Source organism: Aeribacillus sp. FSL W8-0870 (assembly GCF_037963755.1).
GTDB classification, from domain to species: Bacteria; Bacillota; Bacilli; order Bacillales; family Aeribacillaceae; genus Aeribacillus; species Aeribacillus composti.
In genome coordinates, this window is the sequence record NZ_CP150165.1 from 2,192,674 (window position 1) to 2,206,252 (window position 13,579).

The 13,579-nt window shown below is 37.6% G+C and carries 18 protein-coding genes; 5 read left to right on the forward strand and 13 right to left on the reverse strand.

Going from position 1 to position 13,579, the window contains the following annotated elements; genetic code table 11:
• Positions 1 to 13 precede the first annotated feature (13 nt).
• From NSU02_RS10580 to NSU02_RS10590, 3 genes are all read right to left on the reverse strand, one after another.
• Complete coding sequence (locus tag NSU02_RS10580) at positions 14 to 757, reverse strand: exonuclease domain-containing protein (protein WP_311066127.1); 744 nt, start codon at positions 755 to 757, stop codon at positions 14 to 16.
• Positions 754 to 1,731 (reverse strand): DUF294 nucleotidyltransferase-like domain-containing protein, encoded by a 978-nt coding sequence (locus tag NSU02_RS10585; protein ID WP_063387683.1) that lies wholly within the window; start codon positions 1,729 to 1,731, stop codon positions 754 to 756. The genes NSU02_RS10580 and NSU02_RS10585 overlap by 4 nt, the downstream gene beginning before the upstream one ends.
• Positions 1,732 to 1,797: 66 nt before the next feature.
• A complete protein-coding gene (locus NSU02_RS10590; RefSeq protein WP_311066129.1) occupies positions 1,798 to 3,063 on the reverse strand; it encodes an ammonium transporter in 1,266 nt (421 codons plus the stop codon).
• A gap of 224 nt (positions 3,064 to 3,287) precedes the next feature.
• On the opposite strand from NSU02_RS10590, the gene NSU02_RS10595 reads away from it, so the two are divergent.
• Together NSU02_RS10595 and NSU02_RS10600 are read left to right on the forward strand one after the other, a co-directional pair.
• Positions 3,288 to 4,442: a CapA family protein gene (locus tag NSU02_RS10595; protein WP_327848194.1), complete on the forward strand. Its 1,155-nt coding sequence runs from the start codon at positions 3,288 to 3,290 to the stop codon at positions 4,440 to 4,442.
• Between the two features lie 72 nt (positions 4,443 to 4,514).
• Complete coding sequence (locus NSU02_RS10600) at positions 4,515 to 4,805, forward strand: HesB/YadR/YfhF family protein (RefSeq protein WP_063387686.1); 291 nt, start codon at positions 4,515 to 4,517, stop codon at positions 4,803 to 4,805.
• A gap of 186 nt (positions 4,806 to 4,991) precedes the next feature.
• On the opposite strand, the gene NSU02_RS10605 is transcribed toward NSU02_RS10600, so the two are convergent.
• The 8 genes from NSU02_RS10605 to NSU02_RS10640 all read right to left on the reverse strand — a co-directional run bounded on the left by NSU02_RS10605 (position 4,992) and on the right by NSU02_RS10640 (position 10,849).
• A complete protein-coding gene (locus tag NSU02_RS10605) occupies positions 4,992 to 5,300 on the reverse strand; it encodes a hypothetical protein (RefSeq protein WP_066248556.1) in 309 nt (102 codons plus the stop codon).
• A gap of 3 nt (positions 5,301 to 5,303) precedes the next feature.
• Entirely contained in the window at positions 5,304 to 5,729 is a 426-nt protein-coding gene (locus NSU02_RS10610) for a thioesterase family protein (RefSeq protein WP_063387688.1), read from the reverse strand.
• A gap of 272 nt (positions 5,730 to 6,001) precedes the next feature.
• A complete protein-coding gene (tlp, locus tag NSU02_RS10615; RefSeq protein WP_063387689.1) occupies positions 6,002 to 6,223 on the reverse strand; it encodes a small acid-soluble spore protein Tlp in 222 nt (73 codons plus the stop codon).
• 162 nt (positions 6,224 to 6,385) lie between these two features.
• Positions 6,386 to 6,529 carry an acid-soluble spore protein N gene (locus NSU02_RS10620; RefSeq protein WP_063387690.1) on the reverse strand — a complete coding sequence of 48 codons (144 nt, stop codon included), beginning with the start codon at positions 6,527 to 6,529 and terminating at the stop codon, positions 6,386 to 6,388.
• Positions 6,530 to 6,602: 73 nt separating this feature from the next.
• Positions 6,603 to 6,743, reverse strand: a complete 141-nt coding sequence (locus NSU02_RS10625; RefSeq protein WP_082829475.1) for an FbpB family small basic protein — start codon at positions 6,741 to 6,743, stop codon at positions 6,603 to 6,605.
• 204 nt (positions 6,744 to 6,947) lie between these two features.
• On the reverse strand, positions 6,948 to 7,457 hold the full coding sequence (locus NSU02_RS10630; RefSeq protein WP_339192855.1) for a redoxin domain-containing protein: 510 nt from the start codon (positions 7,455 to 7,457) through the stop codon (positions 6,948 to 6,950).
• Positions 7,458 to 7,615: 158 nt separating this feature from the next.
• Positions 7,616 to 10,342 carry an aconitate hydratase AcnA gene (gene acnA / locus NSU02_RS10635; RefSeq protein ID WP_063387692.1) on the reverse strand — a complete coding sequence of 909 codons (2,727 nt, stop codon included), beginning with the start codon at positions 10,340 to 10,342 and terminating at the stop codon, positions 7,616 to 7,618.
• A 243-nt stretch (positions 10,343 to 10,585) separates the two neighbouring features.
• Positions 10,586 to 10,849 (reverse strand): hypothetical protein, encoded by a 264-nt coding sequence (locus NSU02_RS10640; RefSeq protein WP_339192856.1) that lies wholly within the window; start codon positions 10,847 to 10,849, stop codon positions 10,586 to 10,588.
• Between the two features lie 154 nt (positions 10,850 to 11,003).
• On the opposite strand from NSU02_RS10640, the gene NSU02_RS10645 reads away from it, so the two are divergent.
• From NSU02_RS10645 to NSU02_RS10655, 3 genes are all read left to right on the forward strand, one after another.
• The gene (locus tag NSU02_RS10645) at positions 11,004 to 11,144 is read left to right on the forward strand and encodes a small acid-soluble spore protein P (protein ID WP_063387694.1); all 141 of its coding nucleotides are present in this window, start codon (positions 11,004 to 11,006) and stop codon (positions 11,142 to 11,144) included.
• A gap of 523 nt (positions 11,145 to 11,667) precedes the next feature.
• Positions 11,668 to 11,985: a hypothetical protein gene (locus NSU02_RS10650; RefSeq protein ID WP_063387695.1), complete on the forward strand. Its 318-nt coding sequence runs from the start codon at positions 11,668 to 11,670 to the stop codon at positions 11,983 to 11,985.
• Between the two features lie 66 nt (positions 11,986 to 12,051).
• Positions 12,052 to 12,477, forward strand: a complete 426-nt coding sequence (locus tag NSU02_RS10655; RefSeq protein WP_063387696.1) for a DUF2621 domain-containing protein — start codon at positions 12,052 to 12,054, stop codon at positions 12,475 to 12,477.
• 97 nt (positions 12,478 to 12,574) lie between these two features.
• On the opposite strand, the gene NSU02_RS10660 is transcribed toward NSU02_RS10655, so the two are convergent.
• Both NSU02_RS10660 and NSU02_RS10665 read right to left on the reverse strand, forming a co-directional pair.
• Positions 12,575 to 13,039 (reverse strand): CcdC protein domain-containing protein, encoded by a 465-nt coding sequence (locus NSU02_RS10660; RefSeq protein ID WP_063387697.1) that lies wholly within the window; start codon positions 13,037 to 13,039, stop codon positions 12,575 to 12,577.
• 70 nt (positions 13,040 to 13,109) lie between these two features.
• On the reverse strand, positions 13,110 to 13,466 hold the full coding sequence (locus NSU02_RS10665; protein WP_063387698.1) for a response regulator: 357 nt from the start codon (positions 13,464 to 13,466) through the stop codon (positions 13,110 to 13,112).
• Positions 13,467 to 13,579 lie beyond the last annotated feature (113 nt).

Genomic DNA, 13,579 nt, shown 5'->3' on the forward strand with positions numbered 1-13,579 from the left:
AAGGAGCGGGAACTCATCTTCTCGCTCCTTGTTTTAATTGTGATAGTTTGATAAACACATCCATCAACGTTTTATAGCCTGATTCAACAAACATTTTTACATATTCACACCAGATCGCGGCTGTCATTTTTGCATCTTCTAAGGCGTGATGACGCTTTTGGACCGGGATGGAAAAAAACCGGCAGCATTCATCTAAACTTACGGCAATTTGTTCTCGCTGAACGAGCTGGAACAGCATGGCTGTATCCACAATCCGATGTTTAAATGGAATGCGGAAATGCTCCTTATTAGCTTCTGTAAGAAAATTTTTTTCATGATTGGCATGATGGGCGACAAGCGTCCGATTTTCTGCAAATTGATAAAAACGAATCAATACTTCCGATATAGGGGGAGCAGCTCTTACGTCTTCTTCAACAATTCCTGTCAATTTTTTTACATCAACGGGAATTTCCCCTTCATACTGAACAAAAGAGTAAAATGTATGCTTTTCTTCAATCTGCATGCCGTGAACTTTAACTGCTCCAATCGAAAGAATTTGATCCCCTTTTTCCGGAAAAAAACCTGTTGTTTCCAAATCAAGCACAACAACGTCCAGCTCCTTAAGAGGAGTTGACAAGCTTTCCTCCCGCTTTAAGTCTTGTTCCATTTTCCGCAAAAACGCTGCATGCTGAAGATTTGTTTCAAGACCTGTAAATGCTGAAGATTGCATTTTCCCCTGAAATTGCTTCATCAAGTGAAAAAAAGATGGAAGTTTCATGGATTAACGCCCTTTTCAATGATGGATTTCGTTTCATTCATCAATTTTTTTCCGCCTAAAATGATTTTTTTTAGCCTTCCTTTTTCTTCTTTTGATAAATCCTTTAAAGAGAGGTAATGAACTTCATCATATGTGTTCGCTTTTAATGAATTTTTAAAATGAATCGTTACTAATTCTTGAAAATATGTGTGATATGGAGATAATACATGACGAAAATACTCCTGCTTCATCAGAAGCTGAAACCTCGACAGCGTAGACGTATCCAACAATCGTTCTTTGATCGCCAATAAGCGGACAGAATTAATGTAAGGCAATAACCCGGCCTGTTTTAAATCAATAGCGCCTGAATGAGGGCCGTATGTTTCAGGAAGCAGCTGATGAAAAATACCCACCCCTTTTTTGACATGCATTGTGTTGTTTAACAATCGACCGAGAAAATCAGGATTATATTGAATATATTGGAAAATTTGGTTTTTCAGTCGATGAATCGATTCGGATTGTCCGATGATCATACGCGCATCAAAAAAGATTAATAAATAGCGGATAGAATCAAATGTTTCATCCTGCAGCCATTTATTGATCTGCTTGCTCCAGCTTTGTTCCGATCGGCACCATAAAGAAGTTGAACACATGACATTTCCTTCGCAGTAAGGATAACCGATGACGTTCAAGCCGAATGAAACTTCTTTTCCAAGCAGCAAAAAGTAGTCGAGAGCTTCTTTCTCATTGGAATGAAAAATGAGTCCGTGGTCTTGATCGCTTATTTTCGCCTGCTCGCCTCTTCCGCCGCTTCCGACTAAAAACCAAGTAAATTCACAAGGCGCAGGGCCGTATTTCTTTTTTACAATCTCGAAAGAAAGATGGAAGGATTGTTTCATAACCTGATCGTGTATACTGTTTAATTCCGTCACTGTTTTCGCTTTTTGCAAATGACTGTTGCGCCATTCCTTCAATTGTTTGTAAGGATTCCCCATGTGTATAAAAATCCCCTTTTTTATAAATAAGCGTACAGATGATACATCATCCATACGCTCTTGCGGTTAGCTTCCAAGCTTTTGTTCATTGGATTCAAATGCTTCCGGATACCCATAAACTCCGTGCTCGCTTAAGTCCAAACCGATCATTTCTTCTTCTTCTGTCACCCGCAAGCCATTGAGCAATTTTTTCATCACAGCTAAGATGACGAATGAAACAACAAAGGCGTATAAACCTGAAGTAAACACTCCCAATGCTTGAATGCCGAGCTGAGTAAGGCCTCCGCCGTAAAACAATCCAGGGTTACCAATAGTTGCTAATTCAGGGGTTGCAAAAAATCCAGTTGATAAAGTGCCCCAAACACCAGCTACTCCGTGAACAGACAAACAATAAATCGGATCATCAATTTTAACTTTATCAAAAAACTTCATACTAAAATATACGAGAATTCCAGCTATTAGCCCGATTACGACAGCAGCCCATGTGTCGACAAATGCACAAGATGCGGTAATGGCGACCAATCCTGCAAGCGCTCCGTTTAACATTGTCGGTATATCAGCTTTTCCGCCAGCGATCCATGAAATGATCAAGGCGCTTACGGCTCCTGCTCCGGCAGCTAAATTCGTGTTCAAAGCAACAAATCCAAAAAATCCATCCTCAACTGTAATCGTGCTTCCTGCATTGAAACCGAACCAACCAACCCATAAAATAAGTACGCCTAGAGCTGTATAAACTTGGTTATGTCCATAAATATTATTAACAGAACCATCTTTGTTATATTTACCGATCCGAGGTTTCAACAAGATCGTTGCAGCCAAAGCTGCCATTGCACCTGTCAAATGAACAACGGTAGAACCTGCAAAATCTTGTTTTCCATGTTCTGACAGCCATCCTCCGCCCCAAATCCAATGAGCAACAACTGGATAAACAAGTGCGGTAAACAATACAGAAAAAATTAAATAAACTGAAAGTTTCGCCCGTTCCGCAAATCCAGCAAAGGCAATGGCTAGAGAAACTCCGGCAAAGGCTAACTGGAATACAAAAAAGACGGATGTTGAAAGAGATAATCCATCTATTTCATATCCTGAATAAAAAAAGTCAGACATTCCTACAAAAAAGTTGCCGTTCTTCCCAAAAATAAATCCATAGCCGACTGCCCAGAAAACAATGGAGGCAATTCCGAATGTAAAAACAGTTTTTCCGGCAATATGTCCGGCATTTTTCATTCGTGTAGAACCCGCTTCGAGCAATATAAATCCTGCTTGCATAAAGATGACCAAAATAGCTCCCAGCATCACCCATAAACTGTTCATTAACGTTAATGAGTCCATAGCACAACCTCCCATGTAATTATTTCTTCTTAATCATGTTATAAAAAATAACATAAGAAGTATATCTCTATTTTTACACCTGTTTTATTTTAATGTCAATTCATTTTCCATAATTTTTCGAAAAAGTATGTTAGAAAATCTAACATAAAAACAAAATTAGACAATAGTTTATTTTTTCCGACAAAACGTTTATGATAATAAAAACAGTATTTAAGGAGGGTTTTATGAGAAAGGTTTTCTTAATATTCGCAATTATTTGTTTGATGCTTTTTTCAGGATGCGACAGCAAAGGTCAGGCAAATGAGCAAAACACGGTCAAAAAAGAAAATGTGGATGATTCGCCACAATCTATACAAGCTGCTCCCAAAAAAGTGGAGCCGACCGAATCGCTCGTCACTGTTTCTGCAATAGGTGATGTTCTCATACATAGCCAGCTTTTTAAAGATGCGAGGACCGGGAGCGAATCATACAATTTTAAGCCAATGTTTGCAACAGTAAAACCTTTGCTCTCAAAAAGCGACTTAGCCATCGCCAACCAAGAATCGATCATTGGGGGAACAGAACTTGGAATCTCCAGTTATCCGTTGTTTAATAGCCCATTCGAAGTGGCAGATGCGCTAAAAGATGCTGGCATTGATATCGTCTCAACGGCAAACAATCATAGTTTAGATAAAGGAGAAAAAGGTATTTTAAATGCGATTCAGCATTATGAACAAATCGGGCTACCGTATGTAGGGAGCTTTAAAAACGAAGCGGACGCCAATACATGGAGAATTCAACAGGTCAACGGGGTGAAAATCGGCTTTCTTTCGTATACATATGGGACAAACGGTATTCCAGTTCCGAAAAATAAACCCTATTTAGTAAACCTTATTGATGAAGAAAAAATGAAAAGGGATTTAGACACACTAAATGGACAAGTTGATGTAACTATTGTTAACATGCACTGGGGAGAAGAATATCAATCCTTTCCAAGCGACGCTCAAAAACAGTGGGCGCAGCTGCTAGTCGATCATGGTGCAGACATTATCATCGGTCACCATCCTCATGTATTGCAGCCGATCGAATGGCTGGAAGGAAAAAATGGAAACAAGAGTATCGTTGTGTATTCGTTAGGCAACTTCTTGTCTGGCCAAAAGGGAGATGGAAAAGACATCGGAGGGATTTTTTCGATTGATGTAATTAAGCGGACTGATGCTAACGGTACGACACTGACTTTGAAAAATCCGCGTTTACTCCCTACCTACGTTACCAAAAATAAAAATCATCATTACTATGTTGAATTGCTGGACCGCATCGACAAAAACGCCTATGAAAAAGTGATGAAGCATATGCATCAATGGTTGGAAACGAAAGAAGTGACGAACTCTATCCAGTAGAGTTTATTCATGGAAAGAAAGCTTTTCATGTAATATAATGTAAACAGGAAGCTGATATTAGGAGTGACAAAAATGAAACTGAATATTACCGATGATGCAGCAAAATGGTACAAGGAAGAATTGGAGTTAAACGAGGGAGATGCAGTCCGCTTCTTTGTCCGATATGGCGGATGCGGTCATGTGCAAAGCGGATTTTCCCTTGGAATTGCAAAAGAAGCACCAAATCAAATCGGAATAAAAGCCGAAAAACTAGGGGTCACATTTTATGTTGAACATGATGATTTATGGTATTTCGACAATCATGACGTGACCATTCAATTGGATGAAAAAATTCATGAACCTGTTGTTCGTCTTATAAATTAGCAAATCGATTGAAAGTATGCTATAGGTCGAAAAACAAGTCTTTGTCAAAGAGCTGTTCTAGTAGACGAAGCATGCTATAGTCAGTAAAGAAACCCAACCGCAAATTTAATTTGCCGATTGGGTTTCTTGTTTCATCTCATCATTTTTTACTCAAATCTGACTTCCACAAAATGCCCGTCAAATCTTTTATTTTTTCAGCAATTTAAATCTTCTTAAATGATCGGTTAGCTGATATTTTTGCAGGATTTCTACTTGTTTTTCCCCCAGCAGGTCAAAATGCGGAAAATCTTTATGATGATGAATCCACTCCATTTTCAAACCGTTTTCATTTCCCCATTCTATTAAATGCTTTATATTGCTGCATCCAACCTTTGTTACAGAATGATAATCCGGAAACCGTTCATCATACCAATAATGCGTTAAAAAGGCGATTTCCCCTTTCCGCACTTTTTTCTTCCACTCAGCAAGCTCCTCTTTCTTGATTCCAAAGGCCAATCTTTATCTCTCCTCTTTCATCGCTTTTACATATGCTTCGTGCCATTCAGGATATAATTTCTTAAATACAACTGGGCGAAACGTTTCTTTTTTTACGCAAACATGGCTGGAAAAACCTTTTGCTGCCAATTCGCCATGAGAATTGAAAATTTCGTATCCATATACTGTTTTAATTCCGTTATATTTCTCAATCCACGTATGTATTATTGCCTTTTCACCGTATGTAATCGGTTTTTTATATTCGATTTGAATATCCACGACAGGGGAAATTATTCCGTCTTTCTCCATCGCTGCATACGAAAAGCCAAGATCTTGGATCAGCTTCGTCCGTCCAACTTCCATCCATATAATATAATTGGCATGGTACACGACACCCATTTGATCGGTTTCCGCATAACGAACTTCTATTTCTTTTGATGAAACAAACATAAGCTTCTCTCCCTTGCAAAAAATGAAATCGATCGAAAAAGCCTGCATCAGCGTCTGTGATACAGGCTTTCTATTTTAGGCCTTTTCAACTTTCTTACTTAAATTTTTTTGCGGAGTCTGTTTTTTATTCAAGCCGGTCCAACAAAGTTTGTCCCATTGTTGGCCGTTCATCAAATGAATTTAGAAGGCAAAAATTTTCAATGAACAATTTTATTATAACATTTCTATTTGCAATCGAAAACTAAAATGGAATTATCAACCTAAATTGAAAGCTAGGAGTTTCGTTCACGGGCTTCATCTTTAATTTCTTGTCGCATCGCCTCAATGCTTTCTTCTCTGCGGCGATTTTTTGCCTCAATCTGTTCACGCTCTCTGTCGTTGGCAAACTCTAATGTTTCTTCTGCTCTTTCGATGTTTTCAATCGTATTTTGTACCATTTCCTGCAATTTTTCAACATTGTCGGAACGGTCATCACGATTTGTTCGATTTTGCATCAAATATTCTCCTTTCTGGGAAAAATTGTTTTATCGCCATTTCAAATATAGTTTGTGCATTTGATGTTAAATTATGAAACGAACCTGTTTCCTCAATGAAAAGGAGAAAAATGATGGAACCATAATTATATTATGTAAATTAAAAGGCGGTGGACATATGTCCTACTCGCCTTTTGTCTGAATCACTTGAGGATGCTCATTCGTCTTATTTTGCATTTTTTTCCCTTTGTTTCCACCGAATCCTCTCGGTTTTGTTCCGATATGATTCGGATTAAAATGAGACTGGATATCATTTGAATTTGTCATCAAATAATCGCCTCCTGCTTTTATTGTTTACCAATAAAGCAGAAAACATGCTGTCAAACACGACTGTTTGCTATCAGCTCGATTTCTCCAATTGCCGTTTTTCCAGCCTTTTTTCAAGTCTTTCTTCAATTTCATTCAATGCTTCACGGTCTTTTAGCAAGTTTTGCTTATTTTCCAACACAAGCTGTTTAAACGAAATTTTCGTTTTTTTCATTTTTTATCCCTCACTTCTTTTCTCTGTTACTTTTATTGTACAAAATATTCCGACACTTTCCCGTTGAAAATTTGAATGTTTAATGACAATATAACCAATAATGCAAAATTTCATACGTTTCAAAAAAACTCTTCTTTTGCAAAAAGAAAAAATCGGCAAAGTCAGCCGATTCTTTTTGATTCCCGAAAGGAAATCAGCGTCTTTTTATTTCAGGTTTAGTTTTTCTTTTATCGTTTTTTCATTTAATTCTCCCACTACTTTATCTTGTATGACTCCATTTTCATCAAGAAAAAATGACGTCGGATATGTAAGAATTTTATATCCACTGTTCATTTTATTTTTTGGATCAAGTAATATCGGAAACGTAAATCCAGCCTGTTGAACAAAATTTTCAACATCTTTTGCACTTTTCTCACTGGCAGTAAAGTTAACCGCGACAATCGTTACTTCATCTTGATGCTTTTCATATATTTGTTGCATGATCGGCATTTCTTTTTTACATGGTGGACACCAAGTGGCCCAAAAGTTTAAAAGTACTTTTTTTCCATAAAAATCGGAAAGCGATTTCTTTTCTCCATCCAAAGTCGTCACTTCAAAATTCGGAGCTTTGTTTCCTATTTCTAAACCGACTGTTTCCTTCTGGGAATTGATCCATTGCCATACTGCAATCGCTGCTAATACGATTAATAAAAAAACAGCAAGCTTTTGTTTCATAAACCATAACACCTCTGATTCAATACGATAGCATTTCGAAATGATGCCCAATTTCATCATATATTATTTTTGTGAAAAAAACAGTATTTCATATCAATTGTCTAATTTTAGCCAAAAAATAACGGGAACTATGAACAGTTCCCGCTTTTTTTCAATTATTATCCTTTTAATCTTTCTCTTAATACCATTTGTAAAATTCCGCCATGTCGGTAGTAATCAATTTCAACTTCACTGTCAAAGCGAACTAATACTTCAAACTCTTTTTTGTTTCCGTTCTCATCAGTTGCCGTTACTTTGATGTAATCGCGCGGTTTTACCGATTCATCAATGTGAACATCCAATACTTCTTTACCGGTTAAACCAAGTGTTTCCGCATTTTCGCCTTCTTTAAACTGAAGCGGAAGAACACCCATAAGAACAAGATTAGAACGGTGAATACGTTCGAAGCTTTCAGCGATGACCGTTTTGATTCCCAATAAGTTCGTTCCTTTAGCAGCCCAGTCGCGAGAGCTTCCCATTCCGTAATCTTTTCCTGCCAGTACAACAAGTCCTGTTCCGTCCTGTTTATATTTCATGCAAGCGTCATAAATAGACATTACTTCGCCTGTCGGCCAGTACGTTGTATATCCGCCTTCAGTTCCCGGTGCAATTTGGTTGCGAATGCGGATGTTTGCAAACGTACCTCTCATCATTACTTCGTGGTTTCCGCGTCTTGAACCGTAAGAGTTGAAATCTCTTGGCGATACACCTTTAGACAGCAAGTATTGGCCTGCAGGAGTATCTTTGCCAATCGCACCTGCTGGAGAAATGTGGTCTGTTGTGACAGAATCACCGAATTTTCCAACAACGCGAAGCCCTTTCAACGGTTCTACTTTACCAGGCTCAGGAGACAATCCTTCAAAGAATGGCGGATTTTGGATATAAGTAGACTCTTCGTCCCATTGATATAATGGCTCATCTGTTGTTTCAATGGCATTCCAGCGTTCGTTATCATCAAATACACGTTCATATTCTTTACGGAATAATTCTGGTGTAACAGTTTGTTTCACAACTTCATTAATTTCTTCCATTGAAGGCCAAATATCTTTAAAGTAAACATCGCTTCCGTTTTGATCCTTTCCGATTGGATCATTCAGTAAATCAATGTCAACAGTCCCTGCTAATGCATAAGCAACAACTAGAGGCGGTGAAGCTAAATAGTTACCTTTCACGAGCGGATGAATACGGCCTTCAAAGTTCCGGTTTCCGGAAAGAACAGATGTGACGAGCAAATCATTTTCAGCGATCGCTTTTTCAATTTCATCTGCAAGCGGTCCAGAGTTCCCGATACAAGTTGTACATCCGTAACCGACGAGGTTAAACCCTAATTTTTCAAGATAAGGCATTAAGCCAGAATTTTGAAGATAACCGGTTACAACTTTTGAACCAGGTGCCAATGATGTTTTTACATATTTCGGAACAGTCAATCCTTTTTCAACAGCTTTTTTTGCAACGAGACCAGCGCCTACTAAAACATATGGGTTTGACGTATTCGTACAGCTTGTAATCGCCGCAATAACGACTGCACCCGTTTTCATTGTTGTTTTTTCACCATTCGCAAATTCAACCGTTACTTCCTTATTAAGTTCTTCCGGCTGCAAGCCAAATCCTTGGTTTCCTTGCGGAGCTGTAAGAGCTCTATGAAATTCTTCTTTCATTTTTGAAAGAGGAATTAAATCTTGAGGACGCTTCGGACCGGAAAGATTTGCTTCAATTTGAGAAAGATCGATTTCAACTACATCCGTAAAAATAGGATCCTCTGCTTCAGGCGTGAAGAATAAACCGTTTTCTTTACAATATGTTTCCACTACTTTTACATGCTCTTCATCGCGACCAGTTAAACGCAAATATTCAAGCGATTCATTATCAACAGGGAAAAATCCGCATGTTGCTCCGTATTCAGGCGCCATATTCGCAATAGTAGCACGGTCAGCAAGCGGAAGCTTTGCAACACCAGGGCCGAAAAACTCCACAAATTTTCCTACCACGCCTTTTTGACGCAGTACTTGAGTTACTTTAAGGGCTAAATCTGTTGCTGTTGTTCCGTTAGGCAGCTCGCCAACAAGTCTTACTCCGATGACTTCAGGTACAGGGAAATAGGAAGGCTGTCCAAGCATTCCAGCTTCAGCTTCGATTCCGCCGACACCCCAACCTAAAACACCGAGTCCGTTAATCATGGTTGTATGGGAGTCTGTTCCAACTAACGTATCAGGATATGTTTCGTATTCTCCATTTTCACCTTCAACCGCATGGACAACGCTTGCTAAATATTCCAAGTTTACTTGGTGGACAATACCTGTTGCTGGCGGAACAGCACGGTAGTTGTCAAATGCTTTTTGAGCCCAATTTAAAAATTTATATCTTTCAGCATTTCGTTCGAATTCAAGATTCATGTTATATTGCAGCGCATCATCTGTTCCGGCACGATCCACTTGAACAGAATGGTCGATAACAAGATCAACAGGCTTTTCCGGATTGATTTTTTGTGGATCTCCGCCCATGTCAGCCATCGCTTTTCTTAATGAAGCTAAATCAACGACAGCAGGAACGCCGGTGAAGTCTTGCAAAATGACACGAGATGGTTTAAATGGAACATCCAAATTTTTAATTTCATCTGTTCCCCATTTCGCAAGGTTTTCAACATGTTCTTTTGTAATAACTCGTCCATCCACTTGGCGCAGGACTGATTCCAAAAGAACTTTGATTGAATAAGGCAAACGGGAAACTTGACCAATTCCTGCATCTTCTAGCGCTTTTAATGAATAGTAGTTGTACGTTTTTCCGTTAATTGAAAAGCTTTTTCTTGCACGGAAAACGTCATTTTTCTCTAACTGTTGCTGTGACATGTCATTTTATCCCCCTTTAAACGTAATTTCGACAAAAATGCCGAATATCTCCCCACTTTAAACATCACACATTTAAATCTTAATATACTTTTTATGATAAGTAAATATCAATGATGTTATCAATTATTATAAGAAATGCTTATTTCACTAAAAAATTTAATATATTCAGTATAATTTTTCTTGCTAATGAAAACGTTCATATAAGAGAAAAAATAGTGAAAAACGACGGAACCTCCGCCGCTTTCAAATGTCATCCAAATTCACTTCCTGCACAATTCGATCTAAATCGCGCTTGTACTGTTCTAAATGCTTTCTCTGCGTTTCCGATGCAACTTCCAATGCATTTTGAATTTGTTCATACGCCTCATTAATTTCCTGGCGAAGATGCTTTAGCTGATGTCCATAATCAGAACTGTTTTTCGTTAGATTGACATGTACTTTATGAACTTCCACCATTCCTTGTTGCACTGCATCAAATGCTTGTTTTTTATTTTTATGGTACGGCAAATATAGCACTCCTTTCGTTTTTTTATCTTCTATAGTGTTTTTTTCAAGAAATCAATTTATTCTAAAATGAATGAATGATTTCAAAATCATTCAAACTAAACGACGAAAGATAACAATGCTATTCTTTACTATTAAATATTAAGGAGCGATGTATATGGCAAAAGATCAAGTACAAAATGATCAAAAACAAAACGTTCAAAATCGGAAGGGACAGCCAGAGCCGTTATCTGGATCGAAAAAAATAAAAAATCGAAATCATAGCCGCCAAAAACATAACTCGGAGCATGATTTATAAAAAAATGGGGATGTTTAATTGAAATGTCCCCAAGTAGACAGCGGAAATAATAAAAATGCTTTAAGCGGCTTGAGCTCTACATTCTAATGGGCTTAAGCCGTTTAATTTTTTTGATAACGTTCGTTATTATAAAACTGAATATTCCTTAATGGTCTGTTGTAACGCTTCAAACGTTTCATATCCCTCTTTCACATTATAAGGTTCCCCAAAAAGATTCCATTGGGCCGTTATCAATGCAACGTCCAACTCTTGTCATACTATGGCTTTTAAGCATATCATAAGTCTTTCTTCAGCTTATAGACGTCCCCTTTCATCTTATAGAAATGTTGAAATGATGTTTATGTTTTCAATGAGAATTTGACTTTCTGGACAGCCGCAGTTTTGAATTTATACACGTCTTTTCTACATATTATGTCTTGCGGAAATCCTTCGTTTATGGTTTTTCTTTAACGACGAATTTTTAAGTTATATCTATTTTTCATTTAGAACAATGTTTTTGTTAATAATAAAAAGTTGATGACAAATGATTGAAATGAAAGTGGAATCTATCATAAAATATAGTAAGGTGAAAATGGAAGCTTTTTTTCAGCAAATGACAGATATTGATAATATAAAATTTTTAAGTCTGGAGGCTGTCATGAACGGGCGTTTATATGAAATGTTAATTTATCCTTCCAAATCAGGCGATATTAAAATCAGTATTTACCGTGATGCAGTTGAATACCAAGTTTTCGCGGAAATTAATGACTGCTTTTCTGTCGGCCGTCATAAAAAGAAATTAGAAGCTGTGAGACGTGCTGTAAAAGAATTGATAGATGCATATGAGTCGATTAATCCTTAACGGTTTTCATCAACTTCGCCGAAGTGCACGAATTAATGGAAATGTTAAGGCGATGGGGGTGATTTCATGCTTGAAGGCTGGTTTTTATGGTTTATTCTCATATGGGTTGTGTTTCTTATAACTATGTTATCGATTGGCGGCTTCTTCATGTTTCGCAAATTTTTGAAACGGCTGCCGAAAGAAGACGGAAAATCTGAACTTGATTGGGAAGAGTATTATATTCAACAGACTCGGCATTTATGGTCAGAGGAACAAAAGGCGTTGTTAGAAGAATTGGTTGCACCGGTTCCAGAGCTTTTCCGCGATGTTGCCAGACAAAAAATCGCAGCAAAAATCGGTCAACTGGCATTAGAAGAAAAAGCTCCATCTATTACGCAAGATTTAGTCATTCGAGGCTATATTATCGCAACTCCAAAACGGGACCATAAATTTTTAATTAAAAGACTAAAAGAAAAAAATATCGACTATTCCAAATATGAAGCACTCTTTTAAACAAAAACATAAGCCTTTCGGGGATTTGTCCCGAAAGGCTTATTTATATAGAATAAACGGTAACCTGCTTTAAACAGCCGGCAGCTATATGTATTTTTTACGTTCCGTTCAGTTGATTTTTCAGTTTTTTATACGAAATGAACATCGCAATTCTCCAAGGCACAATCATTCCAAAAGCCAGCAGCCAGAACATACCGCTTAATTCGCCAACATCGATAGACGCGCTTAAATAAGATTTTAGCAGAATTCGTACAACTAACAGACCAATCAAAATGTAAACAAAAGCTTTTGACCTTTTTAAATAGATTTCTTCTCCCCGAACTTCAAAAGTAGAGGTTTTTATTAAAAAAATCGAAAAAATCAGCCCGACTGTCAACGCCTCTAAAATTTCCATCGGCGTTATGCGGAATTGCGGAAATAAATACATAAGGGCTCCAGTGCTCATAAAGATCGGAGGCAAAATAATTTTTTTCGCTGTCGCCGGCTTTTTAGCAGCCTTTGTTCTGATCATAATTACGACAATGCCCATTAATACAGCCGTAATAGAAGACCAAATGACCATGCAGAACCATCCTTTTATTTTCAGCTTCTTTCTTTAATAATATTATAGAAAAAAAAGCAAAATGAAAAGGCTAATTCATAACTCTTTTGATGGCTTCCATCACACGATCTTCATCAAAAGGCTTTGTAATAAAATCGAGTGCTCCTGCTTCTATCGCTTCGATAACCATTTTTTGCTGTCCCATTGCCGAACATATAATGATTTTCGCATCAGGAAATTCCTGTTTAATTTTTGTAATAGCCTCAATGCCGTTCATTTTCGGCATTGTGATATCTGTGATTAATACATCTGGTTGTAATTGTTTGTATAATTGTACCGCTTCGATGCCGTTTTCCCCTTCTGCAACAACCTCAATACTATGCTTTTTCAAAATGTCCTTTAATGTTTCCCTTAAAAATTTCGCATCGTCAACGATCAATGCTTTCAAATTAATTCCACCTCAATTATCCTCGCAAACTAAATCCTTTGATATTATACTACTTTCTGTCACAAAAAAGTACCGAGAGGTTTAAAATATTGTCAAAAATCTCGTTTTTCTCT